The 26,697-nt window shown below is 61.6% G+C and carries 29 protein-coding genes and 1 pseudogene; 15 read left to right on the top strand and 15 right to left on the bottom strand.

The window, feature by feature from the left end; all coding sequences use genetic code 11:
- Window positions 1–236 precede the first annotated feature (236 nt).
- Window positions 237–884 (top strand): DUF8052 family protein, encoded by a 648-nt coding sequence (locus EPL01_RS01750; RefSeq protein ID WP_210424036.1) that lies wholly within the window; start codon window positions 237–239, stop codon window positions 882–884.
- A gap of 28 nt (window positions 885–912) precedes the next feature.
- On the opposite strand, the gene EPL01_RS01745 is transcribed toward EPL01_RS01750, so the two are convergent.
- The 5 genes from EPL01_RS01745 to EPL01_RS01725 all read right to left on the bottom strand — a co-directional run bounded on the left by EPL01_RS01745 (window position 913) and on the right by EPL01_RS01725 (window position 6,039).
- Window positions 913–2,742, bottom strand: coding sequence for a carbon starvation CstA family protein (locus EPL01_RS01745; RefSeq protein ID WP_135823536.1), 1,830 nt, complete (start codon window positions 2,740–2,742; stop codon window positions 913–915).
- 207 nt (window positions 2,743–2,949) lie between these two features.
- Window positions 2,950–3,975 (bottom strand): ArsA family ATPase, encoded by a 1,026-nt coding sequence (locus tag EPL01_RS01740; protein WP_135823535.1) that lies wholly within the window; start codon window positions 3,973–3,975, stop codon window positions 2,950–2,952.
- Between the two features lies 1 nt (window position 3,976).
- Window positions 3,977–4,273: a DUF7990 family protein gene (locus EPL01_RS01735; protein ID WP_135823534.1), complete on the bottom strand. Its 297-nt coding sequence runs from the start codon at window positions 4,271–4,273 to the stop codon at window positions 3,977–3,979.
- A gap of 1,006 nt (window positions 4,274–5,279) precedes the next feature.
- On the bottom strand, window positions 5,280–5,687 hold the full coding sequence (locus tag EPL01_RS01730) for an SRPBCC family protein (protein WP_135823533.1): 408 nt from the start codon (window positions 5,685–5,687) through the stop codon (window positions 5,280–5,282).
- 37 nt (window positions 5,688–5,724) lie between these two features.
- Entirely contained in the window at window positions 5,725–6,039 is a 315-nt protein-coding gene (locus EPL01_RS01725) for a hypothetical protein (protein WP_135823532.1), read from the bottom strand.
- 83 nt (window positions 6,040–6,122) lie between these two features.
- Between EPL01_RS01725 and EPL01_RS01720 the strand changes: the two genes are divergently transcribed.
- The 4 genes from EPL01_RS01720 (at window position 6,123) to upp (ending at window position 7,695) form a co-directional block, all read left to right on the top strand.
- The gene (locus EPL01_RS01720) at window positions 6,123–6,302 is read left to right on the top strand and encodes a DUF8107 family protein (protein ID WP_135823531.1); all 180 of its coding nucleotides are present in this window, start codon (window positions 6,123–6,125) and stop codon (window positions 6,300–6,302) included.
- Between the two features lie 143 nt (window positions 6,303–6,445).
- Entirely contained in the window at window positions 6,446–6,820 is a 375-nt protein-coding gene (locus EPL01_RS01715) for a zinc ribbon domain-containing protein (RefSeq protein WP_168215779.1), read from the top strand.
- Window positions 6,821–6,846: 26 nt separating this feature from the next.
- Complete coding sequence (locus tag EPL01_RS21355; protein WP_168215778.1) at window positions 6,847–6,987, top strand: hypothetical protein; 141 nt, start codon at window positions 6,847–6,849, stop codon at window positions 6,985–6,987.
- A 30-nt stretch (window positions 6,988–7,017) separates the two neighbouring features.
- Window positions 7,018–7,695 (top strand): uracil phosphoribosyltransferase, encoded by a 678-nt coding sequence (upp, locus tag EPL01_RS01710; RefSeq protein WP_135823530.1) that lies wholly within the window; start codon window positions 7,018–7,020, stop codon window positions 7,693–7,695.
- On the opposite strand, the pseudogene EPL01_RS22550 reads toward upp, so the two are convergent.
- The 3 genes and pseudogenes from EPL01_RS22550 to EPL01_RS01695 form a co-directional block, all read right to left on the bottom strand.
- A pseudogene (locus tag EPL01_RS22550) lies at window positions 7,696–8,101 on the bottom strand (type II toxin-antitoxin system VapC family toxin).
- A complete protein-coding gene (locus EPL01_RS01700; RefSeq protein WP_135823529.1) occupies window positions 8,098–8,298 on the bottom strand; it encodes a hypothetical protein in 201 nt (66 codons plus the stop codon). The pseudogene EPL01_RS22550 and the gene EPL01_RS01700 overlap by 4 nt, the downstream one beginning before the upstream one ends.
- A 43-nt stretch (window positions 8,299–8,341) precedes the next feature.
- Window positions 8,342–9,199: a universal stress protein gene (locus tag EPL01_RS01695; protein WP_135823528.1), complete on the bottom strand. Its 858-nt coding sequence runs from the start codon at window positions 9,197–9,199 to the stop codon at window positions 8,342–8,344.
- A 107-nt stretch (window positions 9,200–9,306) separates the two neighbouring features.
- Between EPL01_RS01695 and EPL01_RS22545 the strand changes: the two genes are divergently transcribed.
- The 4 genes from EPL01_RS22545 to EPL01_RS01675 all read left to right on the top strand — a co-directional run bounded on the left by EPL01_RS22545 (window position 9,307) and on the right by EPL01_RS01675 (window position 11,979).
- Window positions 9,307–9,735, top strand: a complete 429-nt coding sequence (locus tag EPL01_RS22545) for a HEPN domain-containing protein (protein WP_135823527.1) — start codon at window positions 9,307–9,309, stop codon at window positions 9,733–9,735.
- 73 nt (window positions 9,736–9,808) lie between these two features.
- Window positions 9,809–11,065 (top strand): RNA-guided endonuclease InsQ/TnpB family protein, encoded by a 1,257-nt coding sequence (locus EPL01_RS01685; protein WP_135823526.1) that lies wholly within the window; start codon window positions 9,809–9,811, stop codon window positions 11,063–11,065.
- Window positions 11,066–11,162: 97 nt separating this feature from the next.
- Window positions 11,163–11,573: a nucleotidyltransferase domain-containing protein gene (locus tag EPL01_RS01680; protein ID WP_135823525.1), complete on the top strand. Its 411-nt coding sequence runs from the start codon at window positions 11,163–11,165 to the stop codon at window positions 11,571–11,573.
- 178 nt (window positions 11,574–11,751) lie between these two features.
- Window positions 11,752–11,979, top strand: a complete 228-nt coding sequence (locus tag EPL01_RS01675; RefSeq protein ID WP_135823524.1) for a DUF7569 family protein — start codon at window positions 11,752–11,754, stop codon at window positions 11,977–11,979.
- A 464-nt stretch (window positions 11,980–12,443) separates the two neighbouring features.
- Here the strand turns inward: EPL01_RS01675 and EPL01_RS01670 are convergent, their stop codons facing one another.
- On the bottom strand, window positions 12,444–14,534 hold the full coding sequence (locus EPL01_RS01670; RefSeq protein WP_135823523.1) for a S9 family peptidase: 2,091 nt from the start codon (window positions 14,532–14,534) through the stop codon (window positions 12,444–12,446).
- A gap of 170 nt (window positions 14,535–14,704) precedes the next feature.
- Between EPL01_RS01670 and EPL01_RS01665 the strand changes: the two genes are divergently transcribed.
- Both EPL01_RS01665 and EPL01_RS01660 read left to right on the top strand, forming a co-directional pair.
- Window positions 14,705–14,989, top strand: coding sequence for a hypothetical protein (locus tag EPL01_RS01665; protein ID WP_135823522.1), 285 nt, complete (start codon window positions 14,705–14,707; stop codon window positions 14,987–14,989).
- Between the two features lie 65 nt (window positions 14,990–15,054).
- Window positions 15,055–16,011 carry a S8/S53 family peptidase gene (locus EPL01_RS01660; protein ID WP_135823521.1) on the top strand — a complete coding sequence of 319 codons (957 nt, stop codon included), beginning with the start codon at window positions 15,055–15,057 and terminating at the stop codon, window positions 16,009–16,011.
- Window positions 16,012–16,024: 13 nt separating this feature from the next.
- Here EPL01_RS01660 and EPL01_RS01655 read toward each other — a convergent pair whose 3' ends face one another.
- The gene (locus EPL01_RS01655; RefSeq protein ID WP_135823520.1) at window positions 16,025–17,140 is read right to left on the bottom strand and encodes an ABC transporter ATP-binding protein; all 1,116 of its coding nucleotides are present in this window, start codon (window positions 17,138–17,140) and stop codon (window positions 16,025–16,027) included.
- A 281-nt stretch (window positions 17,141–17,421) separates the two neighbouring features.
- Here EPL01_RS01655 and EPL01_RS01650 point away from each other — a divergent pair, with 281 nt between their 5' ends.
- From EPL01_RS01650 to EPL01_RS01640, 3 genes are read left to right on the top strand one after another with little or no spacing between them, the layout of a single operon-like run.
- Window positions 17,422–18,570 (top strand): ABC transporter substrate-binding protein, encoded by a 1,149-nt coding sequence (locus EPL01_RS01650; protein WP_135823519.1) that lies wholly within the window; start codon window positions 17,422–17,424, stop codon window positions 18,568–18,570.
- 3 nt (window positions 18,571–18,573) lie between these two features.
- On the top strand, window positions 18,574–19,509 hold the full coding sequence (locus EPL01_RS01645; protein WP_135823518.1) for an ABC transporter permease: 936 nt from the start codon (window positions 18,574–18,576) through the stop codon (window positions 19,507–19,509).
- A gap of 1 nt (window position 19,510) precedes the next feature.
- A complete protein-coding gene (locus EPL01_RS01640) occupies window positions 19,511–20,428 on the top strand; it encodes an ABC transporter permease (RefSeq protein ID WP_135823517.1) in 918 nt (305 codons plus the stop codon).
- A 186-nt stretch (window positions 20,429–20,614) separates the two neighbouring features.
- Here EPL01_RS01640 and EPL01_RS01635 read toward each other — a convergent pair whose 3' ends face one another.
- A complete protein-coding gene (locus EPL01_RS01635; RefSeq protein WP_135823636.1) occupies window positions 20,615–21,613 on the bottom strand; it encodes an A24 family peptidase in 999 nt (332 codons plus the stop codon).
- Between the two features lie 137 nt (window positions 21,614–21,750).
- Between EPL01_RS01635 and EPL01_RS01630 the strand changes: the two genes are divergently transcribed.
- The gene (locus EPL01_RS01630) at window positions 21,751–22,398 is read left to right on the top strand and encodes a hypothetical protein (RefSeq protein WP_135823516.1); all 648 of its coding nucleotides are present in this window, start codon (window positions 21,751–21,753) and stop codon (window positions 22,396–22,398) included.
- Between the two features lie 451 nt (window positions 22,399–22,849).
- Here EPL01_RS01630 and EPL01_RS01625 read toward each other — a convergent pair whose 3' ends face one another.
- From EPL01_RS01625 to EPL01_RS01610, 4 genes are all read right to left on the bottom strand, one after another.
- Window positions 22,850–23,374: a hypothetical protein gene (locus EPL01_RS01625; RefSeq protein ID WP_135823515.1), complete on the bottom strand. Its 525-nt coding sequence runs from the start codon at window positions 23,372–23,374 to the stop codon at window positions 22,850–22,852.
- 131 nt (window positions 23,375–23,505) lie between these two features.
- Window positions 23,506–23,895, bottom strand: a complete 390-nt coding sequence (fer, locus tag EPL01_RS01620; protein WP_135823514.1) for a ferredoxin Fer — start codon at window positions 23,893–23,895, stop codon at window positions 23,506–23,508.
- 62 nt (window positions 23,896–23,957) lie between these two features.
- Entirely contained in the window at window positions 23,958–25,163 is a 1,206-nt protein-coding gene (locus EPL01_RS01615) for an inorganic phosphate transporter (RefSeq protein WP_135823513.1), read from the bottom strand.
- Window positions 25,164–25,235: 72 nt separating this feature from the next.
- Window positions 25,236–26,381, bottom strand: a complete 1,146-nt coding sequence (locus EPL01_RS01610; RefSeq protein ID WP_135823512.1) for an inorganic phosphate transporter — start codon at window positions 26,379–26,381, stop codon at window positions 25,236–25,238.
- Window positions 26,382–26,697: the final 316 nt, after the last annotated feature.

Genomic DNA, 26,697 nt, shown 5'->3' with positions numbered 1-26,697 from the left:
CAAAAAAAAAATAAACCCCCCCAAATTCCCCCTTTTGTGGGGGGGGGGGGGGGGGGGGGGGGGGGGCCCCCCCCCCCCCCCCCCACGACCACGTTCGGACGGCCAAATCGTCCGAGAGTATTTAACCCACCGTGTGCTGTGGTCACACGTGAAACACCGCGTCGGAACCGCCGAGGAGACCACCGAGCGCGAACGCTCGGCGAACCAACCACCGACGACGCTCCATACCCCTACCCATGAGTGACTCGACCCCCGACTCGAACGACTCGCCAGCGCAGACCGAGACGACCGCCGAGGCCGAAATCGCTGACGACCAAGCGCCCGACGTACCGGACTGGGACGACGAGTACGTAGACCGGGTGAGCGACCGCCTGATGCACAACTTCGACCTCGAAAAGGACCGGACGGTCCGCGGCGAGGCGTTCACCCTCTACGGCCAGTTGGTCGTCCACAGCGAGAAGCACTTCTTCCACCCCGCGCTCTCGTTCGGCCACCACGACCAGCAGGAACACCTGTTCGTCCGGCGGACCGGCGGCGCGAGCGTCGCCGACGCCGAGCGACTGGTCGAACTCGGCCACGACCTCGCCGACGAGTGGATCGAGGCCGACGAAGAACACTACAGCACCGACTTCACCTTCGTCCTCGTCGTCCCCACGATTTCGGCGGACCTGCGCGAGTTCGTCGCCGACTTCCGCGACCGCACCATGCTGAAGTACGGCTACTACGGCCACTACGAAATCAATCTGGTCGCAGTCGCGCCCGACGAGGACGACATCGTGGCGAGTCAGGAGGCGACCGTCGAGGAGGCCTTCCGGTTGTGGGACCCCATCGAAAAAGAGCGACCTGGACTGCTCAGGTTAATCGCGCGTCGGTTCCAGATTTAGCGCCCTGTCGCTGACTTTCTCGACCGCCTCAGTCGTCTCCCACCTCCCCGCCGTCCGCGGCGACCGTCTCGCCGCCTCTCACCTTCTTGATGTTGGTGTAGCCCATCCTGACCAGCGAGACGGCCATGTAGACCAACACGAGCGCGATTGCTATCTGGAGGACGGTGGCCACCAAGTCGAGTGTCCCGGCCTCCGCCATCCACTCGGAGTTCAGAAGTTTGTTGTTCAGGTTCTGCCAGAACGCCAGATAGAGCAACGCCAGCGTCGTCATCGAGAACATGATGGCCATCGGGACGCCCGTGCTGAGCAACTGCTTGCTGTCGTCCCAGTTGGCCAGCCAGAGCGTGGCGACCAGCAGCGCGAGCGCCGCCAGCGTCTGGTTCGCGCCGCCGAACAGCGGCCAGAGGTCGGCCCAGCTACCGGTCGCAACCAGCAGGTACGCCGGGAGAATCTGGATGCCCGCGGCGACGTACCGGTTCGCGGCGGCCTCCTCGACCTGCGTCTCGGGGGTGCCGACGATCTCCTCCATCATGTACCGACCGAGGCGGACCGCGGTGTCCGTACTCGTGAGCAGGAAGCTCACCAGCACGAGGCCCATGAACGTCGCGGCGATGGTCTCGCCGATGCCGAAGGCGGTGTTGATGACGATGCCGCCGCCCGCCGCGAAGTTGGGGAGCGCGAGGCCGATGCCGCTTCCGGCGGGAGTCTGTGCGGCCAGCGACACCGTGACCAGCGCGACGGTCGCCAGCAGGCCCTCGCCGAGCATCCCGCCGTAGCCGATGAGTCTGGCGTCGGTCTCCTTGTCGAGTTGCTTGGCCGTCGTCCCCGACGAGACCAGCGAGTGGAACCCGCTGATCGTCCCGCACGCGATGGTCACGAACAGGATGGGGAACAGCGGCGCGGTAGTGAACTGCGGGTCGCCGAAGAAGCCCTTGTAGGCCTCCATCTGGATGGCGAACGTCTCGCCAGCGCCCGTGAACGTGCCGACGATGACGCCCAGCAGGACGGCACCGACGCCCGTGTAGAGCAGACTCGACGTGAGGAAGTCCCGCGGCTGGAGCAGGACCCACACGGGAAGCACGCTGGCGATGAAGCCGTACACCATCACGACCGGAATCCACATTGCGAGGTTCCCGCTTCCGAGAACCACCGGGAGCGGGTTGCTGTTGAGCAGGACGATGGTTCCCTCGGGGTAAGGAGCGAACGACCCCGCGTCGGCGGTCAGCGCGATGGGGTACTCGACGCCGACCCAGACGCCCGCGAACACCGCGGCGACGAACGTCACGGTCCCCGGCAGGAAGGGGAGGTCGAGTTGGTAGAGGTAGACCCCGAATACCAGCGCCAGCAGGATGTAGACGGTGCTTGCGGTCGCCGTCTGCGGGTAGGCGGTGAACACCAGCGCCACCACCAGCGCGAACACCCCGACCACGAGGATGATGGTCAGGAAGGCGAACCACAGAATCATGTTCTTGCCGCGCTCGCCGACGTACTCGCCGATGATGTAGCCTATCGACTTGCCCTCGTGGCGGACGCTGGAGGTCAGCGACATGAAGTCGTGGACGCTCCCGAAAAGCGGGTTGCCGATGGCGACCCAGAGGAACGCCGGGACCCATCCCCACCAGACCGCGGCGGTGATGGGTCCCACGATAGGTGCCCCGCCCGCGATACTCGAATAGTGATGCCCCAACAGTACCGGCTTCTTCGACGGGACGTACTCTTGCCCGTCGTCGTACTTGTGTGCTGGTGTGGTTCGGTCCTCGTCCAGTTCTACGAACTGGGAGAGGTATCTGGAGTATCCCAGATACCCCGCGCTAAACAGGACGAGTACCGCGACCACCAGCCAGATTACTTGCACCATGGTATGAGACCTCATTTCAGGGAAACGGAAAACAGCGACTTAAAGATTGTTCCTATTTTTGCTTATAATGTATGTTTATTATCCTTAGTAGACACGCTGAGAACGATATAACACACCTTCCCGGAGCCAAAAATGAAGGAAGTAATATATTGATGGATATCTGAATGTTTCGGGTTCGGCGGGTGTCGTGGCGAAGGCCCGGCTCGCTCAGGGCCGAGGAGAATCCGGTGCAACTTCGATGTCCAACTCGGCCGCGACTTCCTCCAGCAGGTCGCCTTTCACCTCCTCGACGCGCTGGACGATGCGGGCCACGACCGGTTCCGCGAACTTCTCCTCGATGCGCCGGATGCGGTCCTGTTCGGTCCGGTGGCGCTCGCGGAGGTAGGTCGCGCCGGTTCCCTCCTCGCCCTCGTCGGGTTCGGGCGCGATTTTGTTAATCACGAGTCCCGCGACGTTGAGGTCGTACTCGTCCAGGTCCTCGATTGCGCGACTGGTCTCCCGAATCGAGAGTTCGTCGGGGTTGAGGACGAGGAAGAAGGTGGCGTCGTTGGTCAGGGTCTCGCCCGCGAACTCGAACATCTCCTTGCGCTCGACCAGTCGGGCGATGATGGGGTCCTGCTCTATCGTCTGGCGGGGTTCGCGCTTGCCGATGGCCGCCTTCTCGTAGAGGTCGAGGCTCTGCTCGCGCTTCTCCAGCAGACGCTCTATCCAGCCTTCGAGGAAGTCCGGCAGCGACAGCAGGCGGAGCGTCCCGCCGGTCGGCGAAGTGTCGAAGACCACGCGGTCGTACTCCTCGGAGTTGCTCGCGGGTCGTCCCTCCCCGCTCGCTCGTTCCGAGGCGTCTGCCGACGCCTCGCGCATCACGTCGATAAAGCGGTCGAACAGCGCAGCTTCGTGGGCACCGGGCGTCCGGTGAGCCAACTCGATTTGGCGGTCGATCTCGTTGACGATGGCGGGACTCACCTGGTCGCTCATGGTCCGCTTGATTTCCATCATGTGGCGCTGGACCTCCTCGTCGGGGTCGAGTTCCATCGCCCAGAGGTTCTCGTAGGCCTCGACTCGCTCGGGGTCGTCGCCGAACTGCTGGTCGAACACGTCGGAGGTGCTGTGTGCCGGGTCGGTCGAGACGACCAGCGTCTTCAGGCCCTCTCGGGCGCATTTCAAGCCGTAGGCGCACGAGACGGTGGTCTTGCCGACGCCGCCCTTGCCGCCGAAGAAGACGAACTTGTTCATGTTAGAAGTGATATTGGTGGCCCTTGCGTTCGAGCATCGACTCGCGGTCCCACATCCGGCGCTCCCAGTGCTGGAACTCCTCGCCGAGGTAGGGCAACAGTTCGGCGGTGTAGTAGGAGACGGGACTCGGGATACCGAACGCATCGGAGAAGCACGCGAACATGAAGGCGTCCTCGGAGTCCTCTGCCTCCTGCTCGATGAGCTCGTAGGCCGGATGCTCTACCATCCCGTGATAGAGGCCGTGCAACCACTCCTCGAGGAGTTCGCGGTAGGATTCGATTCGGTCGGCAAGTGTCATCATTTCCCATACAGTCCCCCCGCCGATAAAAGGTTGCCGCTGGGCGCAACCCGGACGCCGTTTTTCGGACGTACCGCTCTGGAAGTGTGGATTTCCAATCCGAAGTGGGAATATTTCTCTTCGGCGCGCGCTGGCGCGGCCCGGAGTGGCCGCGCCATCGGCGTGCGAGGTCTTCGGCGAAGCCGAAGGCTCGGAGGACGCGGTTTGTCCGCCGGTGGATGAGTAGCGAAAGGAGGAGCGACCGAAGGGAGCGACGACTGAGGCTTGCGAGACGCGGAGCGGTGCGGAGCGGTTGCGGTGACGCCGAGGCTTCGGCAGTAGCTAGCTTTTGGCCTTCCTGTACTCTCCCTTCTTTAAAACGCCTATACATTGACATCCTCCTCCGCGTGAACGCGGAGGAATCCCGAGCGGTGGGAATTTCAGGTCTGCAACCAGGGACGCCGCCACTTCACGGGAGTCGGCATCTAACCCTGCCATCGTGGTCGGTGGCTGTCTGGCCATGCCAAATGGCCGTTACTCCTCTCCTCGGTGTCGTTGACTCCCAGCTGTTGTTTGTGCCAGCAGGGAGTCGCTGACACGTCTCCGGACTCGGAGGTATCGTCGGCTTGCTCAACCGACGGGCACGGAGACGAACCCTTCGAGGATTCACGTTCACCGCGTCGGTATTTCGGATACTGTGGTTCGAAAATCGGAGATTTTCGTCATCACGAGACGGCGAAGCCGTCTCGAACGACCTCGTTACGTGGGCGGGCAGGCCGCCTCCGACGGTCGTTCGGAATCCGCTCCGTTCCGACCTGACCTTGCTCCTCTATAGCGATTCTTCCCACTTGAAAGTATAGACTGGAAATTCGGACTCGGCTCTTGTCGGTGGAACGTATCACTTAGTGACGGCGCGTATCCACGGCCTACACGCCGTGGTATTGCGCCTATTCAGCGTATAAAACCCGTGCCGGTCGTGAACAGCGCCTGCACGACCGATTACCGGAAACTCGACACCTCCGCCGCCTCACACGTCCTCGGCCAGCGCGTCGAGCGCCCGGCGGAGTTCGCCCCGGCGCTTCCACGCCGCGACGCGGTCCGAGAGTGCCGACACCGGCAGGCCGAGGCTCACCCGCGAGGAGGCCGTGACCCTGCTCCCGCCCTCCTCGGCCGCGACCGAAAACTCGGTCTCCATCGCCTCGAAGGGACCCTCCTCGCCTCGCTGGCGGTAGCACAGGCCGTCCTCGCGCTCCTCGAAGTCGAGGCGCATCGTCAGTCCTCTCGCTCCGACGGTCACGGTCGTCCCGTCGTCGCGGTCGGTCACGTCCCGTACCTCGAAACTTCCCTCGTACTCGACCACTGCCGTCGGCGTGAGCGCGCGCTCCACGGTTACGGGTGACGCGGGCACGAACGCCGAGACCTCGACCTCGCGCATTGGTGGCAGTACGCAACCCGCGAGGAAAGTGTTTCGCTCAGTAGAGCGGAAGCGACAGCAGGACGAACAGTCCGCCGATCGCCAGTCCGGCCAGTACGATGCGCCGCAGGCGGAGGCCCGCCGGAATCTCCGACCGCAGGTCCGGGCGCGCGGTCCAGACGAACCGGTAGTAGGCGAGGACGGTCGTGGCGAAAAATACCAGCGTCGTGACCGCGAGCGCGCTCGGCAGTCCGACGCCGAACTCCATCAGGTAAATCGGGCCGCAACTGTAACAGCCGAGGAACCCCGCCGCCGCGACGACCAGAAAGGGAACCGGGTCAACCGGCGTCCCGCGTCTATTCACCGGTCGCATATCGGCTGTTCGCGCTCCGTACCCTTCGCTCTGCTGGCCTCTGTCGGGGAAGAGATAAGTCGCTGTGGCCGAGACTGCCCGGCATGGCGAACTCGCAGGGCGACCCCCGCGTGCTGTTCGTGATGAATCTGGTTCTCTCGACGGCGTTCGCGGCTCTCGTGATTTGGGGGCTGGCGTTCATCGACATGGTGACCTTCGGGTTGCAGAACGTCGCGCTCCTCGCCGGTCTCCTGATGGTCGTGACGCATCTCGTGACTCGTTGATTCTACCGTCGATTTTCCACGGCAGACGCTCGTCTGCCCATCGTGGAAGAAGCCCGCAGGTACGACTGTTCGCATATCGCCGTCGAAGACCTGACACGTATCCGCGAGCGAATGGATGCCTACGACGACCAACTGAAACTCAGATGCACCAGTGGGCATTCCGCGAATTGCAGGAGATGATTCGGTGGAAAGCCACCGAGTACGGGATTCGCGTCGAAGACGTACATCCCGCCTTCTCATCGCAGACCTGCTCGAAGTGCGGACACCAATCTAGCACAAACCGCAATTTAGAAGGGTTGTTCGAGTGTAACGAGTGCAGATACGAGGTAGACGGCGACTACAACGCGTCGAAGAACATTGGGAAGCGATTACTCTCTTTACCCGAGGGCAAACGTCCCTCGGGGTTGGGCGACGGTCATCTCGCCCTCAAGAGCGGGACAGTGACCCTGAACGGCGATTACACCGCCTACGACACGTTGTCGTCAGAAGAGGAGTCCCACGCTCAAGCCCACGGCTAAAGGCGTGGGTAGATGACTGGGACAAGGTGGACCCGACCGAGGACTTTCTGGGCCACGTCCTCGCCGACGCGTCCCACTGGCTGCTGTTCGGCGGCGTCCTCGGGTTGAAACTGGCACGCTGGCCCGTGGGTCTGACTCTCGGTCTGGCCGGTCATATTAAAAGATAAGCCCTCGCGCGCCCCGAGTACGGATAAGACATGACCATCGAGGACCGCGGGGACGCCAAACTCCTCACGCACGCCTTGGCACAGGACACCCTCTCGAAGCTTCGGGACGTCGAGACCGAACAAGTCGGGTTCCGGAAGGGCCTCGTCAAGCTCGGCCGCATCTGCGGCTACGAGATTATCGACGGCGCGATGGAGACCGAGTACGTCTCCATCGAGACGCCGTTGACCGAGACGACCGGCCAGCGCGTCAAAGGACTTGACGACGTGGTCATCATCAACGTCCTCCGGGCCGCGACCCCCTTCGTGGAGGGCCTGCTCAAGGCCTTCCCCCGCGCCAAGCAGGGCGTCATCAGCGCGGGCCGCGACGAGGAGGCTGGCCGCGGCGAGGACGGGAGCTTCCCCATCACCATCGACTACGTGAAACTCCCCGAGATTCGAGAGAAGGACACGGTCATCGTGGCCGACCCCATGCTCGCCACCGGTTCGACCATGTGCGCGGTCCTCGACGAGGTGCTGAACGAGCAACCGAACCCCGAGGACCTGTTCGTCCTCTCGGCGGTCAGCGCGCCCGAGGGCCTCCTCCGCGTCGGCGACGAGTTCGACGAGGCCGACCTCCTGACGGTCTCCATCGACGACGAACTCAACGACGAGGGCTTCATCGTCCCCGGCCTCGGCGACGCTGGCGACCGGGCCTTCCGGACGCAATAACTATTCTCTGTCGAGAATTTCAGATGGCGACGTAGCCCCGTTTTCAAGCATTTCTCCGTCGAAGGTGACTAACTCGGCATTAGCGTCCTTGGCTGCGGCAAGAATGAGACAATCCATCGGATAGAGAAGGGTCTCCTGCTGGAGTTGATTCGTTGCAAGAACGTCAGACGTTTCGTGGACAAATAATCTCTACTTCCTCGGAAATTCGCTCTATCGCTTTTTCGACTTGGCCCCGTTCTAGCCGTTTCTTCTTCGCAAGTACCGTTCGTAGCTCTAATAAATTCAACAAAGATGTGTAAAACTCGTAGTCGGAATTTAGGAGCTTCTTGGCTACTTCTACTCTCTCCGATTCTTTAGTAATCGAGGCGATGAAGACGTTGGTGTCGAGGAAAAGTCGTCTACTCATGTGTCCTCTCGCAACTCACGGACTGCTTCAACCGAATCTACATCTACTTCTTCAAACATCCCCGTGAGTCGGTCTCCAAGCCCCTCTTCGGTCTCGATACTGTCAAGCGAATCTCCAAGCTTTTGCTGTTCTTCTTTCTCGTTGTTACAGGGTTCACGAGCCCCGAGAGACGAAAACTTCCGGACAGTATTTCCCATCAGCACCCAATAACGTCTGCTCGATAAAATGGTTTTGCACGACCTACAACCGAAACACCCGCGAGAGCATCGACCCGTCGCCCTTCTTCGCCATAATCACGGTCCCCTCCGCGCGCTGGCCCACCGCCCGAGGAGTCGAGCCGACCACGCGCCGCCGAATCGCGCCGGTCCGGGTCGCGCCGAGGACCGTCACGTCTCGGGACCGCGAGGCCGCGACGATTTCGTCGGCCACCTCGCCCGTCCGGACCTCGGTCTCGACCGGGACGCCCGCGAGGTGGTCGGCCGTCTCCGAGAGCAGGTCGCGGGCCGCCGATTCCGACTCTGCGCTCTGGGACTCCACGACCCGGAGCAAGTCCACGCGGGCGTCGTTGCTGGCCGCGATGGCTCGCGCGACAGACGCCGCGAGTTTCGTGTGTCGGCTCTCGGCGACCGGCAGGAGGACCGCCTCCACGCCGTCGGCGACTGCTCCGATTTTCTCGACCAGCACGTCGCAGTCGGCCCGGCGCACGATGCGGTCCACGTTGCTTCCGAGAACTGCGGACTCGCGGGTCCGGTCCTCCCACCCGACCACCACCCCGTCGCACCCTCGCTCGCGAACGGCGTGGAGGACGCCCCGAGCTGGCGAAGAGGCCACGAACAGTCGCCCCGACACGGGGACACCCGTGCCGGAGGCGACTTCTATCGCCCGGTCGAGGACGGCCCGGCGCTCGCCGCCGAACTCGCGGGTGATGACCTCGTCGGTGAACAGCGCGAGCGGCGACTCCTGCGGCGTGACGACGACGCCGACCACGAAGACCTCGCCGCCTCTGTCGCGGGCCACGTCCACCGCGGTCCGGGTCAACTGCTCTGCGTTGTCCGGGTTTCCGACCGCGACGGCGATACAGGACTCCTCGGTCCCCATTGGTCGTTGCACACCGTCCGCGAGCAAAAGCGTTCGGCCGCTGAGAGTCAATTTAAGTCCTTACTGTCAGGTTTTGAATTCAGTATATCCTCAACCTCCGGTTGCAGATGTGTCTGCCGAAAGTCGTATTAGACTATATTGGCTATCTACGCTCGATGGCCTCAGTTGACGAGTGGCTGGCAAAGTACGAGCGCGATATTCAGTCAGCACGGGATAACAGCCAACCCCAGAAGAAATTAAAAGAGTGTCATTTGGCCGTAGAATCACTACTGAAGGCGATTCTAGTCACGAAAGGAACCACACCTGCGGAAATCCACGATACGACACAACTTGCACGGGACATCCCGCGTTTTCCGAGCGACAAACGGCAACTTCTCTCGTACCTGTATGCCGTCTATGACCGGCGATACCCCGACGACTTAGACTACGCCCGAAAGAAGTCTTCAGAAGACGTTATACGCGGAGTAGGCGCAATACCACGGCCTTCAGGCCGTGGATACGCGCCGTCACTCAGTGACACATTCCACCGACACTAACAGGGCTGGATATTCCACGCCGAACACAGCCTTTAATATCCTCTATTTCATAAATAGTTATGAAGACAGTACGATGCTGGAGACAACCCGCACCTACGTCGCACGTATCACGAACCACCAGCAGGTTCGTGACGACTTCGACCAGTGCGGGTTCTCCGCCTCGAAACTGTGGAACGTCGGACGCTACTATATCCAAGGCCGATGGGATGAAGATGGTGAGATACCCGACGAAGCCGAATTGAAGTCGGAGTTGAAAGACCACGAACGCTATAGTGACCTGCATTCTCAGTCAAGTCAGCGAGTTCTCGAAGAACTTGCTGAAGCGTTCACCGGCTGGTACAACTCCGACGACGGCAACAACCCACCGGGCTACCGGAAACGTGGCGACGACCACCCACGTTCCACCGTGACGTGGAAACAGAAAGGCATCAAGCACGACGACAAGCACGGTCAACTCCGCCTCTCGAAAGGGTTCAACCTGAAAGACGGACGGTCTGACTTCATCCTCGCGGAATACGAAACCCGCCCCGACGTAGAAGTCGAGAACATCCAGCAGGTGCGTGGTGTCTGGAACGGCGACGAATGGGAACTCCACCTCGTCTGCAAGAAACAGATTCCCGTCGAGGACGCACCCGGCGACAACACGGCGGGCATCGACCTCGGCATCAGCAACTACCTCGCCATCGACTACGAGGACGGCCCCTCGGAGTTGTATCCGGGGAACACGCTGAAAGAAGACAAGCACTACTTCACCCGCGAGGAGTACCAGACCGAAGGCGCGAACGGGCCATCGAAGCAGGCGTTGAAGGCTCGTCGGAAACTCTCCCGACGCAAAGACCACTTCCTCCATACGCTCTCGAAACACATTGTTCAACGGTGTGTCGAAGAAGGTGTGGAGAAGATAGCAGTTGGCGACCTTAGCGACATCCGCGAGGATGAGAACGGCGAGTCTCGGAACTGGGGTACGTCGGGGAACAAGAAACTCCACAGCTGGGAGTTCGACCGATTCGTCCGTCTCCTTGAATATAAGGCCGAGGAATACGGAATCCTCGTTGACCGGGTAGACGAGGAGAACACGTCGAAGACGTGTTCGTGTTGCGGGCAGATTCGAGATGCGAACCGCGTGGAGCGTGGGCTGTACGTCTGTTCGTCGTGCGAAACAACGATGAACGCAGACGTGAACGGTGCGGTGAACATTCGCAGAAAGATGACTCAGAGTCCCCCGACGGGGGATATGAGTAACGGCTGGTTGGCACAGCCCGGAGTCGTCCTGTTCGACCGCGAGAGCGGACGGTTCACACCGAGAGAACAGGGAGTCTGCAAACCGTAATATCCCAACGCTCGGGATTCCTCCGGCTTTAGCCGGGGGAGGATGTCAATCAGTCAGTCGAAGAACTGAAGAACTGGGCCGACGAACAGTATTTCCGATGAGTACCGGTGTGGACCGCGGGCCGAACGACCGCCGAGAAGAACTCCCTTCCGCCAGCGAAATCGCTAGCGAGGTCGCCCGCATCGGTCGCCAGAATGGCATCGAACCGACCACAGTTGTCGTATTTGGCTCTTACGCGAGTGGCGACCCATCGCCGTCAAGCGACGCGGATGTCGTCGTCGTAAGTCCCAATTTCGAGGAGGACGACGTGTACGCACGGCGCTACTACTGGGACTGGGATTGGAACCACGACGAGTATCCGGCGCTCGACTTGATTCCACTCCGTCCTGACGAATTCCGCGAATTTTCGTCTCGCTCGAACCACATCGTGGCGACTGCCGCCGAGACCGGCGCGACGTTCGAGTTCAGCGCGGGAGCGACGAGGCAACCGACCTCCTCTCGTGTCTAATCCACCTCTCGAACGCCTCAACCATAATTATAATTCTTAAACATTGAATATAATTTCCTAAGGAGAACTACTACATTGCAGACCCCAGATACCCCGACTCTACGCGCAAATCCAGAAATCCGACTAAACGCCGAATCGACAACCAAAATCTATGTAGCCTCGCTACGCACGCCGAACCATGACCGACGCCGAGGAGACCGAACCCTGCGACGACTGCCGGGACCCCGTGTCGGACGCGCTGGCCCGCACGATTCGCCTGACCGTGGACCGCTCGCAGATCGACAGCCAGCGGCTCTGTCCCGAGTGCTTCGCCGACTGGATAGACCGCTACGAGACCGAGATGCAACCCGAGGACGAGGGTCGGGAGGTCATCGACGACGGCGAGTCCGAAATCATCGTGGACTGACGAACCCCTCCGTATCGACTGGAGAACGCCGAGCCTGCGGGCGATTATCTGTGCAGGGTCTGCTGACGAAAGGCACCCCTATCGCGGTCCATAGCTCCGGGAAGTCGTCCGTATCGGTTCGTATCGCCGCGACCGCAACCCCCTCGTTTCGGGTACAAGAACGCAAGACGGCTCCGGGTTGTTGGTCGTGAGAGTCGCTACCGAAGCCGACCTTTGTGTGCGAAAAGTGACCACGTGAGAGGGAGGTTGACCGGAGCAGGCCGACTCGTTTCGTTCGATGGTTCTGAAGTAGTCTGTTCAGAGAAGCTAGCTTCAGGCTTGAACACGGGAGTCTCCCGCACCGCCCCGCGACAGCCTCACGCCTCCCCAACCTCGTCGGCCGCCTCCGACGGCCGACTCCCTCGCGCGCGTTGCTCGCGCGCGCCGAGTTTTTAAATCTCCTCGCTACTCATCGTCTCCGTCCGTTACTCGTCTTCCCCGCTTTCGTCTTCGTCGCCTTCCTCGTCCCCTTCGTCGTCTTCCTCAGCGGCCGACAGCCCTTCGTCGCCGCGTTCGAGGGCCTTCGGCGCGTCGTGGTGGTCCGAGTAGCCGTCGAACCAGCGCACGATGCGTTCGAGGCGGTCCACGACGTGACCGGGTTCGCCGCTTCTGGACAGTTCGTGGCCCTCGCGGGGGTACCGAACCAGTCGGGTCTCCACGTCGTTTTTCTTCAACATTAGGTAGAGCATCTCGGCGTTGTTCACCGGGACGCGGTAGTCCTCGTCGGCGTGGACGAGGAGCGTCGGGGTCTCGACCTGGTCTGCGTAGGCGGTCGGGGACTGTTCCCAGAGGAACTCCGAGTCCTCCCACGGGGTGGCGTCGAAGTCCCACTCGACGAGTTTGAAGGCGTCGGTCGAACCGTAGAAGCTGTTGAGTTCGTAGACGCCGCGCTGGCTGACCGCGCCCTCGAACCGGTCGGTGTGCCCGACGGTCCACATCGTCATGTAGCCGCCGTAGCTCCCGCCCGTGACGAACATGTTGTCCTCGTCCACGTAGTCCCGACTCGCAACCTCGTCCACTCCGGCCATCACGTCCTCGTAGGCTGGCGGACCCCACTGGCCGCCGCCGAGTTCGGCCATGAACTCCTCGCCGTAGCCGGTCGAACCGCGGGGGTTCGACCAGAAGACGACGTAGCCCCGCGCCGCGAGCAGTTGGAACTCGTGCCACATCGTCCCGCTGGTGGTCCACATCGAGTGGGGACCGCCGTGGATTTCGACCGCGAGGGGATAGTCTCCATCCGATTCAAAGTCCGGCGGCGTCAGCACCCAGCCCTGTATCTCGTCGCCCGACTCGTTCTCGAACCGGATTTCCTCGGGCTGACAGATTGCGCGGTCGTCCAGATAGTCGCTGTTGGCGCGGGTGAGCCGCCGACTCTCGGCACCGCCGAGCGTCGAGACGAACACGTCGCCGGGGTGGTCCCACTCCGACCGGACGAACGCGATGGCGTCGTCGCCGACCGACATATCCTCGACTTTGCCGTCGCCGACCACGCGCTCGGGGTCGGTGGAGGCGTCGCCGGGAGCGCGCCAGACTGCGTACTCGCCCTCGTCGGGGGTCACGAAGTAGAGGTTCTCCTCGTCGGGACCCCACTGGAAGGGAATATCGACGCTGAGGGTCCGGTCGAGGCTCTCGGTCGGGGTCGTGACCTCGCCGGTCTCGCGGTCCAGCACCTCGATTTCGGTCTGGCGGAGCGTGGCGTTCTCCTCGGGGGTGTAGGCGTAGGCGAGTCGGCCGTCGCTCGCGGCCGCCAGCCTCGCCATCCAGCCGGTGGTCTGGGTGACGACCTCGGTCTCCTCGTCGGCGTCGAGGTCGTACTCCGCGATGTCGATGACGATGTTGTCGTCGGGGTCGTCGGTCCGGCGCGCGCTGTAGTAGAGCGTCGAGTCGTCTCTCCACTCGGGTTCGGCGAAGTCGTAGTCGCCGTCGGTGAGTCGGGTGACGCCGGTGTCGTCGTCCTCCCCGGTCGCGGTCTCCAAGTCCACGACGTAGACGTGCGAGCGCCGCCCGTCGAAGTACCGCTGGCCCGCCCGGTAGACCATCCGGTCGATGACCCGCGGGTCGGGTTCCTCGGGTTCGTACTCGTCGCCGTCGAGACCGAGGTCCCGCTCCTCCTCGCGGTCCTCCTCGGTGGCCTGCTGGGCGAACGCGATTCTGGTCCCGTCGGGCGACCACGAGATGCCCGAGACGCCGCCGACCACGTCGGTCACCTGCCGTGCCTCGCCCCCGTCGGTCGGCATGACCCACAACTGGGGTCGGTCGTCGTCCGCGCCGCGGGTGCTGACGAACGCGAGGCGGTCGCCGCTCGGACTCCACCGAGGCTGGCTATCGACGCCCTCGGCGACGGTGAACTGCCGGGGTTCGTCGCCACCGACCGGGACGACGTGAATCGTCGCCTCGTACTCTTCGTCGCCGCTCGGTACCTTCCGGACGAACGCGACTCGCTCCCCGTCGGGGGAGATTCGAGGCTCGCCGGTCTGCACGATGTCGTGGTAGTCGCTCGCACGAACCGTTTCCATACTCACCGAGTGCGAAGCGACCGACAATAGGATTTCGATTCGAAATATCAACTCTTGTGCCTTATCGGAGCGCCACTCTTTAAATCCGAATCGAAGAGGTTTCAGGCAATATGTAAATTCTGTAATTTTCCGGTATGGTTTTAACGCTCTAGGGAGTAGCTCCGAGCGAAATGGCTAGTTACATCGAGCATACAGTTCGAAGCCTGCGGGATAGCACCGCTGAGACGCAGGTTGAACTGTTGCTCGGTGTTTCCGGCGAGACCGACACGCTTGAACGGCGTATTCGAGAACTCGGCGGTACTGTCCACGACCAAATCGGGCGTGCCACTCTGGAGGTTTCCGTTCCCGAAAACCGGGTTGACGAGGTGTGTGAGTTCGAGGGTCTCAAGTCGGTTGAACTGAACGAGACAGACGTTCGACCACACGCTGACGGTGTTGATACGGGAAACTCGTAATTCCCTCGCGGTTCGAAACGGGATACTCGTTTCAAGAAGCCGTTCTCTCGTCTCACCTTCTTTCTATGGAGGTAGAACGGTCACGAAACGACGGTAATTTCGTCAGGGTCGGCATTGCAGACTCGATTTACCAGCTACCTACCGAATCGGACGTGGACTCGCAGTACAAGATAAACCGACGTGAAAATTACGTCGCCTCAGAGAAACCGGACACGACAGGTCACGGGACCGCCGTGTTTGATTACGCGACCGCCACCTCGCCGAAGGCAGTTTACAATTTCTATCGAGTAATTGCTGAGGAACCGGATACGGGTCACGGGAAAGCGAAACGTTCTAACGTCGTTCGAGCAATTGCGGCGGCCGTCGAACACGGTGTTGACGTTCTTAACCTCTCACTTGGAGTCTGTCACCACGAGGAGGATGGATATGATTGTGGCGGCCATTGCCGAATCGGTGATGAGGCACGCTGGGCCGTCGAAGAACACGACGTAACTATCGTCACAGCCATCGGAAACGAAAAGACGGCAGATGCCGTTACCTGCCCCGGACTCCTCGACGAGGTTATTGGCGTCGGCGGACTCATCTCGCTGTGTACGAACGACGTTAGCGATTCGACAGAAGGTAGCCAGTACTGGATACACGGCGACGAACTGTACGGACCGTTCTGCGGACAGCGAAAGTGCGAGAACGGACAAGACTGTGAGGACAATAGAAAGGATGTTCCTTGGGACGGGAACGCACCGTTCGTCAATGCCGAACCAGACGTACTTGCTCCTGCGATTCGTGCTTCCGGAGACACTCAGGAACGGGACGCTTCGTTTCAGTCGGGCACAAGTTTCGCCACCCCTCTCGTTACGAGTTCCTTGGTATCTATCCTTAGTGATTTAATCATAGAAGAGGGGAAACAGCCTTCGCCGAAGGAACTTCAGCAGGCGGTGACTGAAGCATCGAAGCCGATTGACCGAAGTGACCTGCAAAAGTACTCCGAGTCTGCCACCTTCGACGCATTACGCTCTCGGTAGCCCGGCCCGTTTTTCAGTCGAACACCACGGGCGCGTCGTCCTCGAACCGGAAGGCGGCGCGCTCGCCGCGCTCGACCGGCGTACTCCGTCCCTGCATGACGACCTCCAGTTCGAGGCCGTCGCCGGTCTCGACCACGTAGTTGGTCTGGTCGCCTTGGAAGTACCGCTCCACGATGTCACCCTCGAAGGTATTGGCGCTAGTCCCGGCGCTCGCGTTGCTCGCGCCGTTTGCGAGCGAGAGGTCCTCGGGCCGGAGCGAGACAGTCACGTCGCCCTCGCCGACGCCGTCGTTCGGCGAGAAGCGGATGCCCTCGCGGCCGCCGACCTCCACGACGGTTCGACCGTTCTCGGCGCGAGCTTGGCCGTCGAGGAGGTTCGTGTCGCCGATGAAGTCCGCGACGAAGGGGCTGGCTGGATTCCGGTAAATCTCCTCGGGCGCTCCGACCTGCTCGAGTTGTCCCTCGTTCATGACCGCGAGGCGGTCGCTGAGGGTCATGGCGACCTCTTGGTCGTGGGTCACGTAGAAGAACGCGCCTTGGGTCTTCTCGTGGATTTTCCGCAACTCGACCTGCATCTGCTTGCGGAGTTTCCGGTCGAGCGAGGAGAGCGGTTCGTCCAGCAGGAGGACGCTCGGCTCGTTGACCAGCGCACGGGCCAGCGCGACCCGCTGTTGCTGGCCGCCCGATAGCTCGGTGGGGTCGCGGTCCTCGTAGCCGCCCAAATCGACGAGTTCGAGGTACTCTTTCACTTTCCGGTGTCGGTACTCGGACTCGGACTGGCCCTCCGGAATCTCGTCGCCGTCGATGCCGATTTTCTTCAGTCCGTAGGCGACGTTGTCGCCCACGCTCATGTGCGGAAACAGCGAGAGGTGCTGGAACACCAGATTCGTGTCGCGGTCGTCGGGCGGCACGCCCTGCATGTCCCGCCCGTCGATGACCACGTCGCCGTCGGTGGGCGTCTCGAAGCCGCTAATCATTCGGAGCGTCGTCGTCTTGCCGCAGCCCGACGGCCCGACCAGCGAGAAGAACTCTCCTCGCTCGATGCGGAAGTCGATGCCGTCGACCGCGGTCACGTCGCCGAACTCCTTGCGCACGTCGTCCAGCCGTATCAGTTCCCCGTCCACTCCCATACCGCATGGTACTGTATCACAATATAAAACGGCATGGGGCCGTTCAATCGGGGCGGTCCGGTCGAGAATACTGTCTTAGAGACAACTTTATAATTGTTTTAAGAAATGCTTTAATTTCTCTAATCGCTTCTTCTGACCGCCTGATAAAGGTTGGTGGATTGACTGTTTTGGCTGGGTTAGCGTACGCGCCGCGTTCTCCTAATTTCGCCGGGCGAAGCTGGCAAACGACACGAACGTTTATGATTGATAATCTCGACTCTCGGTATGGTGGGGGACACCAAATGACACGAAACGCGGACGGCAGTCGCACCGAAACGAGCGGAAACTCTCGTCGTACTTTCCTCAAGGCCGGTGGCGCGGCGGGGGCGGCCAGTCTCGTCGGCCTGTCGGGCTACGTCGGCGAGGTCACGGCACAGAACCCGACGCTCAACGTCCTGACGTGGGAGGAGTACGGCGACCCCGAACTCCTCAATCCGATTCAGGAGACGGTCGGCGTCAACCTCAAAATCACCAAGTCCACGTCGTCGGCCAAGATGTTCTCGTCGTGGAACGCGGGACAGTACCAGCAGTACGACATCGCTATCCCGAACAACAACTACGTCCCGAAGATGATGAACGCCGACCTGCTGGCCCCGGTGAACCAGGACGTGGTCACGCACCAGAGCAACATCTACGACACGTTCCAAGGGTTCGCCGACAACCAGTTCACCAGCGACGGGCAAATGTACGGCGTCCCGATTCGGTTCGGCTGGTACGGCTACTCCTACGACTCGCGGGAGATTCCCGAACACGAACCGACCTACGAAATCCTGTTCAACGAGGAGTTCGAGGGGGTGGACCTCAGCGGCGAAATCATCATGTACGACAACCACTTCAAGGCGATGAGTGGTGCGGCGCTCCACCTCGGGATGCGCGACGCCTTCGAGGGCCAGCGCGTGACGCTGTCGGAAGACCAGATTCAGGAGGTCAAGCAGACGATGATAGACCAAAAGCCCCTGCTTCAGGGCTACATCGCCGCCGACCCGACCTACATCAAGTCCTTCCGACAGGGCAACTTCCTCGTCGGCCAGTCGGGCCGCAACGAAATCGTGGAGATGTGGGACAACGGCGACGACTGGCCCGAGATGGCCGTGCCCCAAGAGGGCGCGCTGGCGTGGTTCGAGTCCGCCGTCGTCTCGAAGGCCTCCAACAACAAGCAGAAGGCGTGGGAGGTCATCAACGAGTACATCTCGCCGCAACGGGGCGCGAAGCTGGCGGAGGTCGGCTACTCGCCGAGCGTCAATCCGGCGACTCAAGAGCACCTGACCGAGGAGCAAAACGAACTCTACGGGTCGGTTGACCCCGCGAAACTGGAGAGCTTCATCCCGTTCAAAGCGGTCGAGAACGAGCGCTCGTGGATAGAGGCTTGGGAAGAAATCAAGGTCGCGTAAGCCGTGGCTACCGAAACGTCCGAGCGCAGTCGGTCTGCGCGCGAGCGGTTCGTCGGCGCGTTCACCTCGCGGGCGAGCAGACTGGGGATTACGACCGGACCCGCGCTCATCTGGTTGTTCCTCCTGCTGCTCACGCCCCTGACGTTCATGGTCGCGGTGAGTTTCACCAGCGTCGATACGTTCACCTACCAGATTATCTGGGAACCGACGGTGGAGAACTACAACCAGTTGTTCGCGGGAGAGGGACCGTTCTGGCAGACCGCGTTCTTCCAGTCGCTGGCGCTGTCGTACTTCATCGCGGCGGTGACGACCGTGCTGTGTCTGGTGCTTGCCTTCCCGCTGGCGTACCTACTGGCGCGCAAGGGCGGGACGACGTTCAAAGTCGTCATCTTCCTCGTGCTGTTGCCGTTCTTCACGATGTACCTCGTGCGGGCCTACTCGTGGTTCCTGATGTTCGGCCCGAGCGGCGTCATCAACAGCACGCTGTTGCGCCTCGGCGTCGTCAACGGCCCGGTCGGCCTGTTCAACTACGGCGTCCCGGCCATCATCATCGGGTTGACCCACGCCTACTTCCCGTACATGCTGCTGTCGCTGTACGCCAGCCTCGACGGCCTCGACTTCTCGCTCATCGAGGCCGCGCGGGACCTCGGGGCGTCGAGGACAGCCGCGCTGAAGGACATCATCCTGCCGCTGGTCCTGCCGGGCATCATCAGCGGGAGCCTGTTCGTGTTCGTGCCGAGTCTGGGCGCGTTCATCACGCCTCGGTTCCTCGGGCAGGGGAAGGTCCTGATGATCGGCCAGCTCATCGAGGAGCGCATCAATTCGCTCTACGCGATTGGCTACGGAAGTGCCGCGTCGATGTTCATCGTCCTGAGCATCGTCGTCGCGTTCGCGGTGGCCTTCCGCTACGTCAGCATCGAAGACCTCGGAGGTGTCTGAAATGGCGACAGAAACCGGCAACGAGACCGACTCCGGAACCGGGACGGTGACCGAGCGCGGCACGGGGACCCGCCTCGTCGACCACGAGACCAAAGAGCGGTTGCTCAGCAGGAGTTTCTACGTCGTCGCGGGCGCGCTGCTGGTGTTCCTGTGGATTCCGCTCGCGGTGATGATCATCCTCTCGTTCGCGGTGAACGCCAGCACGTTCTTCCCCTTCCGGGGGTTCACGCTGGCCCACTACGGGGCGACGTTCGCCGACGCCGCGCTCATGACCTCGCTGTGGCACAGCGTCCAAGTCGCCACTATCGCGGCGAGCATCGCCACGGTACTCGGCGTGCTGTCGAGTTTCGCGCTGGCCCGGTTCTCCTTCCCGTTCAAGGAGACCTACCGGACCTTCGGCATCCTGCCGATGGTGATTCCGGGGGTCGTGCTGGGCATCGCGTTGCTCATCTACTTCCGGACGCTCCTGCCCCAGCTGTTCGGCATCCAAATCGTGCCGGGGTTCTGGACCGTCGTCCTCACGCACAGCGTCTACGGCTACCCCTTCGTGTTGCTCCTCGTGACCTCGCGCCTCTACACGTTCGACGAGTCCTTAGAGGAGGCCGCGCGGGACCTCGGGGCCGACCCGCTGACGGTGTTCCGCGACATCACGATGCCCATCGTCGCGCCCGCCATCGGCGCGGGCTTCCTGTTCGCGTGGATTCGGTCGTTCGAGGACTTCATCCGGGCCTTTTTCGTCCGCGGCACGATGGACGTGCTGACCACGTCGATGTTCTCGATGATAAAATACGGGACTGCACCGAAGATGAACGCCATCTCGTCGTTCATCGTCTTCGTCATCGCGGTCGTGCTGGCGGTGGCGATGAACGTCGGCAACGTGAGCGGGATGGTGGCCGGAACGGAGGGCGAAGAGGAGTAGGCGCTTCTCCTTCGGTTCTTTTCATCGGTAGGGATTGATTGCCCAGTCGAGGGACGTAACAAACAATTGTGTATGGTTCTCAAAAACTTGTATTTATTTAACAATTGTATAGTGGTGTCTCGGTCCAAGATGGCTTCTCGACTGCGGCGGCGGGCCGACAATCACCGCAGACGAATCATCTGCAATTCACGCAAGCCCCACTAGTCCCATCGCGCCGAACAGCAAGTCCCCGTAGGTCAGCGCCACGACGGTTCCGACGAACAGCGGAACGATGAACGGGATACCGGGCGAGACCCAGACCTCGTCCTCCCGAGCGAGGACCTCCAGTCCGTCGCGCAAGCCCTCGGGCGTCGTGCCGTAGGCCCCGTGGTCGATGTCGTCCAAGAAGGCCGCCGCGCCCCACGGGTCGTTTTCGGGGGCGTCGGCCTCGCCGACGGTCTCTCGGCGGTCGAGTTGCCCGCCGTCGGCGCGGGTCTCCTCGACACTAGTCGAGCCGTCGCCCGGCGGATTCGGGTCGGCGGGCAGCGTCGCGGGGTTTCGGAAGTGGTCGGCCTCCTTGCGCAACTCGGCCAGCGTCAGGCCGCGCCACCGGAGGTACATCCGGAGGGCGTCTAAGTCCACGCCGTTCCGAGTCACGCCCTCGGGCGTCTCCAGCAGACGGCCGTGTTCGTCGGGTACCGCGTCCCACGAGACGGGCTTGCCGACGAACATCACCGAGGAGAACCGCCCGGTGGCGGCGTTCCGGAGCAGGACGGCCAGCGGATAGAGCGCGCCCAGAAGCACCGTGTTCGTCAGGATGGTCAGCGAGAACACGCCGACTGCGGTCTGCTGGTGGGGAGCCACCCAGTTCAGGACCTCGTAGGTCGGATACGTCGGAAACAGCGCGGCGACCACGAGGAAGGCCTTCGCGTCCGCGCCGCCGAACGCCCGGAACCACCAGAACGCGACGACCAGCGGCCCGACGAAGCCGAGGCTGACCGCGGTTCGGATGGCGAACGCGCGGGTCTCGTAGGGCGTGCCGGTCCACGCCTGCCAGCCCTCGACCGCCAACAGGACGACCGCGAGGAGGGCGAGGGGGTACCACGTCCGGTTCGGCACGCGCCGAGTCTTCACGTCGCGCCACGCGGCCCAGCCGAAGACGGGGACGACGAGCAGTCTGAGCAGGTCGGGTATCGAGGCGTCGATGGGGGTAGCCACGGCGAGTAGTTCTCCGTGAGCGAGGTTTGTTCCGGCTTCGTATATAAATGTAGGAGGAGAGAAGTCCGGATTTCTGGATAACGAACTCTTTTTAATCTCTTGTAGTCGATATAGACTATCAACGGATGCCGCCGAACAGGCAGGGGAGCGATGACACTGATGCCGCCGAAAGGGAACAGCACATCGTCGATTTTCTTCACGAACTAAACACGGACGTTCTCGACCGACAGAAAGAGCAATCACGCGGTTTGAACGAGAAATCGGCCCATCTAATTCGTCTCCTTGGCGTGATTCTGAGCGTGTACTCCGGTGCGTTTCTCGTCGCGGCAAAACGCAGTCTCAGTCCTTCGACCAATGTCGAGTTCGGCTTTTTCATCAACGAGTACGTCGTTTTGAGTGTTCTTTTCTTGGCGGCAGGATTCCTCTACGCGGTTCTCGCGTACCATCGGACCGAAATTGCTAGCGGACCGAGCGTCCAGTATCTCGAAGACGAGTTCTCCGACGAGACTACCATCACAGACGCCAAACGAGACATCAACCAGAAAGTGCCTAACTGGGTCTCGAACAACGAAACAGAAATCGAGAAAGACCACACCCGATTGTTCAACTGCAAGATGTGTATCTTCTTCAGTCTCGGGTATCTCCTCGTTGGAACTGCGTTCGTCGGTCCCATCGCTCGTTTCGACCTTCCGACTCGTTTCGGCTGTCCACTAGTCGTGCTGTTAGCTACGTATCTCTTGTACGATTTCGTTCGTGGTCGGGTCTCAGAATAGAAGATTGGAAAGACAGAGCGACGGTAAAACACTTATAATGATAGCGATAGAACGTTTCCGATACTGATGGCCGCGACGGAACAACCGACGCCCGACACGGAAGACGCTCACGTGGAATCGAACGGCGTCAGCGAATGGGCTGGACCCTCTCTTTACCAGTTCGTAAAGCGACTACTCGACTGAACGTTTTCGGCCTTTTCGAGCTTCGAAATCCTCAGAGTAGGGTTCTGTAGAGGCGCTTATCGAGGAGAAATAGCTGGCGCTACTCGGAGTCGTCGCGGCGACCGAGGAGGCGCGAGAGAAATGCCGACCCCTTGTTGCTACGTTGCCCTTTTTCGGCAGGGTGAATCGGTCTCTTATCTTCCATATTGACTATCTCATGATTTGGCCGTAAAAAGGTAGTGGTGAATCAGTCACTTCTCACGAGCGTCTTGGTAGGCAGGTGAAATTCTCAAAAAACGAGCGATAACGAGAGGAACCCGAGTCCGACAAAGAGGAGAATCTGTGTGGCTCGAAGGAGAACGCTGTTGAATTCGATGTCGTTTCCGTTCTCCTGTATCCAGTATCCATACACTTCTATCAGGTCTTCTTTCCACGTCCCTTGAAATTCGTTCGCGGCGAGCTGCTCCAAATACGCTCGATTCGGCCCCAAATAGGGGTCAGCTTCATCGTATGTGGTCAAACCAAACGCGAGTGAACCGAATAGAAATACGGAACCGGCAACCGCCAGACCGCCGTGAAACTCGATTTTCGCTACTTTCACTGCCGATGCGATTGCGCCGATAAGGAGGACAGTCGTCCGAACCGTCCGCATCGCTTTCTCGTCGATGTCTGCAAGTATCGTCTGTTGTGATTCGAGTACTGCTCGTGCTTCCTGATAGGTGAGTTCTCTTCGTTCGCAATTCCAGCCATCGTCGTTGACGTCGGAGTCGCTGTCCTCAGATTTCGGCCTTCGCTCTCCTGCGTCACCTTCCATCACCACCGAGTAGTCGGTATAGTCACATAAGACTACTTATCGGCCTAAAGTATTCGATGAAAATCGAAGATAGCGACTCCTACGAGTACCCAAAGACGCTCTCGCAAAAAATCCAAAACCCGGAAACGCGCTTAAATGACGCGGTTCTGGAGGTAGTCGAGGTGCTTGGCGTTGTAGACGATTTTGACCTCGTCCGTCGCCGCGCTACCGATACAGGTCAGGCGGACGTTCTTGTCCTCGACCTCCTCGTCGCTGAGGATCTGCTGCATGTCCATGTCGATTTCGCCCTCTTTGACGATGGCGGCGCAGTTCGCACAGGCACCGGCGCGGCACGAGAAGGGCCAGTCGTAGCCCTGGGCCTCGGCGGCCTCGAGGATGTACTCGCCTTCGGCGACGTCGAGGCTGCCGTAGTCCTCGTCACCGAGGTCCGCGTCGGCGGCCTGCTCGAAGAGGTCGTCGTCGTCCATGTCCCAGCCCTGGTCGTCCAGCACTTCGTAGTTGAGGTATTCTACGGTAGGCATCACCCGGATGTTCGGCCGCGACATGGTTAGTAGTTATTGTTTCACCCCGAGACGCCCGGATGCTACTGATAAATCGGGAAGAACTCGAACAGCAGGAACGACGCCACCGCCGAGATGCTCGGGGTCAGAATCCAGAGCATGATGACCCGCCCCGTCGAAGCCGGGTCGAACAAGTCCTTGGTCTGGAGTTCGTCTGGGTCCTCCTCGCCGATTTTCTGGACCTCGTCCTCGGGTTCCGCCGTCAATGCGTCCACCGACATCTTCGACTCGCCCCTTCTGGGTTTGCCGTCCTCCTCGCCGTCTCCTCGGACTGCGGCGGCCGCGGCGTCGCGGACTTTGACCGCGCGAGTCGCCCGGCCCCACCCGAGGCCGATGATGCACATCGTCGCGCTGACCGCGAGACTGGCCGGAATCCCGAGGTACGACAGGAAGGTGATGAGCGACGCCGAGACGACTTCGACGATGAGCGCGGCCAGCAGGGGCAGGTCAGTCAAGTCGTTGCCCACCGTGTCCAGCGTCCGGCGCGCGATGGTGAACGCCCCGAGCGCGATGGCTCCCGCCGCGAGGAAGATACCCTGATTGATGCCCAACTCGCCGCTCCCCACCAGCGGGGCCACCGCGTTCGCCACGTTGCTCGCGCCCGCCGAGAACGCCATGTAACAGCCGATGACGACCACGAGGACGCTGCTAATCAACTCCCGGCGGTTCGTCGTCGCGCTCGGTGCCGGGTAGGGAATCGACGCCATACGTTTGTACTCGAACATCGGTCCCTCGGACCGGTCGATGCGGAACCAGACGTCGAGGTAGGGATAGAGGTACCGCCCGATGACCGCGCAGACCCAGAAGGCGACGATTGGAGCGACCAGCCACCACGAGACGATTTGGCCCATCACGCCCCAGTCGATGTCGCCCGCCGCGACGCCGAGTCCGGCGATTGCGCCGACCGCGGTCATGGAGGTCGAGGCGGGCACGCCGAACAGGTTCGAGACCAGCAGGGCTAACCCGACGAAGAACAGGACGCCGACGCTCGCGGGGAGCGTGAACAGCGCCGAGGGCACGATTTTCCCGCCCATCGTCGCCACGACGTTCCGGCCGACTGTCCACCCGCCCAACAGCGCGAACCCGGCCATCAGACCGGCCGCGCCGAGTTTCGAGAGGACGCCGCTGCCGACCGCGGGACCGAACGCGACGCCGGTAGAGGAGCCACCGATATTGAAGCCCACGAAGACTGCGACCGCGAGACCGACGAGGAGGAGTACGCTAATCACGGTCTATACATCGCACGAAACGCGTTTAAATTGTGGCGGTTCGCCCGACGTGCGGCCTCCGGTCGGACGGGACTACACAATCGGCGCGTACCGGAAGACCAGATACGCCGCCACGGTCGCCACGCCGGGGACGAGATTCTGGAGCAGGATGACCCGCGCGGTCGTCGCGGGCTGGTAGAGTTCGGCGGCGGCGGGTGCGCCGTCGGGTTCGACCACGCGCGACGAGTCGTCGGCTTCGACCGCGCCGCCGACGCTCGAGGCGGGGACCGCTGGCGTGTCGGGCACTGGTTCCGCGACAGTCGCCCGGCCCCACCCGAGACCGACGACGCTCATCGTGGCGATGACGACGAAACTCGCGGGGATGCTGAGCGCGGAGAGCGCGGTCACGATGGTCGAACTCACGCTGGCGACCACGAGCGCGGCGACCAGCGGGAGGTCGGTCAAGTCGTTGCCCACCGTATCCAGCGTCCGGCGCGCGATGGTGAACGCCCCGAGCGCGGTCGCCCCGGCCGCCAGCAGAATCCCCTGATTCATCGAAATCGCGCCGTTGCCGACGAGGGGCGCGACCGCGTTCGCCACGTTGCTCGTGCCCGCCGAGAACGCCATGTAACAGCCGATGCCGACCACGAGTGCGGTGCCGCCGAACTCGCGCTGGGTCGTGTTCGGACCGAGTTCGGGGCGCGGAACCGCGCCCGACCGGTCGAATTCGAGCAGGGGGCCTTCGGTCTGGTCGATGGCGACGTACTCCGCGAGGTCGTCGTACCAGTACCGGCCTATCATCGCGCTGACCCAGAAGCCGACGATGGGCGCGACGAGCCACCAGCCGACGATTTCCACGACGGCATCGACCTTGAGTCGACCGAGCGCCAGACCGAGTCCGATGATGGCCCCGACCGCGGTCATGGAAGTCGAGGCGGGCACGCCGAAGACGTTGCCGACGAACAGCGCGAACCCGATGAACAGCAGGACGAAGATAGTGACCTCCATCGTGAACGGGTCGCCCGCGACGAGACCTTTTCCGAGCGTGTCCACGACCCGGCGTCCGAGGGTCCAGCCACCGAGGAGGAAGAAGACGCTCATCAGACCGGCCGCGCCGAGTTTCGAGACGGTGCCGCTGCCGACCGCAGGGCCGAAGGCGACCCCGGTGTTCGACCCGCCGATGTTGAAGCCGACGAAGATAGCGACCGCGATACCGACGACGAGGAGGAGACTGGTCACGGTTTCTCTATCGGCGGAGAACCGCTTAAATTGTGGTACTCAGTAGAGCGGTTCGACTACGACGCTCGGCCAGCATCTCGCGGCGCTCGACCTCGGGTGGCACGCTCGTCTCGTTAGACTGGTCGGTAGTCGTCTCCTTCGCAAATCCATCATTGTCCACGACGTATTGAAGCTTTCGAGTCGATATAGTCTTATTCGTTCTATAAGGCAAAAATTATGCAGGAGAAGACATTTCAACGCTCGTAGCACGGGGCGCTGGGCATCGTCACGTGCGAAGAAACGTCTGCCCGAGAAATGAAAGACGGTAACGAAGTGC

The organism is Halorussus ruber (assembly GCF_004765785.1).
GTDB classification, from domain to species: domain Archaea; phylum Halobacteriota; class Halobacteria; order Halobacteriales; family Haladaptataceae; genus Halorussus; species Halorussus ruber.
The sequence above is the reverse complement of the archived record's forward strand: the minus strand, read 5'-3'. Positions and strand labels throughout refer to the sequence as shown.

Excerpts from the sequence above, each read along its gene's own strand:
- EPL01_RS01685 (WP_135823526.1), top strand. The coding sequence starts at position 9,809 with ATGCTGGAGACAACCCGCACCTACGTCGCACGTATCACGAACCACCAG.
- EPL01_RS01725 (WP_135823532.1), bottom strand. The coding sequence starts at position 6,039 with ATGCGACCGGTGAATAGACGCGGGACGCCGGTTGACCCGGTTCCCTTT.
- EPL01_RS01670 (WP_135823523.1), bottom strand. The coding sequence starts at position 14,534 with ATGGAAACGGTTCGTGCGAGCGACTACCACGACATCGTGCAGACCGGC.
- EPL01_RS01735 (WP_135823534.1), bottom strand. The coding sequence starts at position 4,273 with ATGACACTTGCCGACCGAATCGAATCCTACCGCGAACTCCTCGAGGAG.
- EPL01_RS01665 (WP_135823522.1), top strand. The coding sequence starts at position 14,705 with ATGGCTAGTTACATCGAGCATACAGTTCGAAGCCTGCGGGATAGCACC.
- EPL01_RS01680 (WP_135823525.1), top strand. The coding sequence starts at position 11,163 with ATGAGTACCGGTGTGGACCGCGGGCCGAACGACCGCCGAGAAGAACTC.
- EPL01_RS01660 (WP_135823521.1), top strand. The coding sequence starts at position 15,055 with ATGGAGGTAGAACGGTCACGAAACGACGGTAATTTCGTCAGGGTCGGC.
- EPL01_RS01745 (WP_135823536.1), bottom strand. The coding sequence starts at position 2,742 with ATGGTGCAAGTAATCTGGCTGGTGGTCGCGGTACTCGTCCTGTTTAGC.
- EPL01_RS22545 (WP_135823527.1), top strand. The coding sequence starts at position 9,307 with ATGTGTCTGCCGAAAGTCGTATTAGACTATATTGGCTATCTACGCTCG.
- EPL01_RS01695 (WP_135823528.1), bottom strand. The coding sequence starts at position 9,199 with ATGGGGACCGAGGAGTCCTGTATCGCCGTCGCGGTCGGAAACCCGGAC.
- upp (WP_135823530.1), top strand. The coding sequence starts at position 7,018 with ATGACCATCGAGGACCGCGGGGACGCCAAACTCCTCACGCACGCCTTG.
- EPL01_RS01740 (WP_135823535.1), bottom strand. The coding sequence starts at position 3,975 with ATGAACAAGTTCGTCTTCTTCGGCGGCAAGGGCGGCGTCGGCAAGACC.
- EPL01_RS01625 (WP_135823515.1), bottom strand. The coding sequence starts at position 23,374 with ATGGAAGGTGACGCAGGAGAGCGAAGGCCGAAATCTGAGGACAGCGAC.
- fer (WP_135823514.1), bottom strand. The coding sequence starts at position 23,895 with ATGCCTACCGTAGAATACCTCAACTACGAAGTGCTGGACGACCAGGGC.
- EPL01_RS01640 (WP_135823517.1), top strand. The coding sequence starts at position 19,511 with ATGGCGACAGAAACCGGCAACGAGACCGACTCCGGAACCGGGACGGTG.
- EPL01_RS01650 (WP_135823519.1), top strand. The coding sequence starts at position 17,422 with ATGACACGAAACGCGGACGGCAGTCGCACCGAAACGAGCGGAAACTCT.
- EPL01_RS01750 (WP_210424036.1), top strand. The coding sequence starts at position 237 with ATGAGTGACTCGACCCCCGACTCGAACGACTCGCCAGCGCAGACCGAG.
- EPL01_RS01700 (WP_135823529.1), bottom strand. The coding sequence starts at position 8,298 with ATGGGAAATACTGTCCGGAAGTTTTCGTCTCTCGGGGCTCGTGAACCC.
- EPL01_RS01655 (WP_135823520.1), bottom strand. The coding sequence starts at position 17,140 with ATGGGAGTGGACGGGGAACTGATACGGCTGGACGACGTGCGCAAGGAG.
- EPL01_RS01730 (WP_135823533.1), bottom strand. The coding sequence starts at position 5,687 with ATGCGCGAGGTCGAGGTCTCGGCGTTCGTGCCCGCGTCACCCGTAACC.
- EPL01_RS01720 (WP_135823531.1), top strand. The coding sequence starts at position 6,123 with ATGGCGAACTCGCAGGGCGACCCCCGCGTGCTGTTCGTGATGAATCTG.
- EPL01_RS01675 (WP_135823524.1), top strand. The coding sequence starts at position 11,752 with ATGACCGACGCCGAGGAGACCGAACCCTGCGACGACTGCCGGGACCCC.
- EPL01_RS01630 (WP_135823516.1), top strand. The coding sequence starts at position 21,751 with ATGCCGCCGAACAGGCAGGGGAGCGATGACACTGATGCCGCCGAAAGG.
- EPL01_RS01715 (WP_168215779.1), top strand. The coding sequence starts at position 6,446 with ATGCACCAGTGGGCATTCCGCGAATTGCAGGAGATGATTCGGTGGAAA.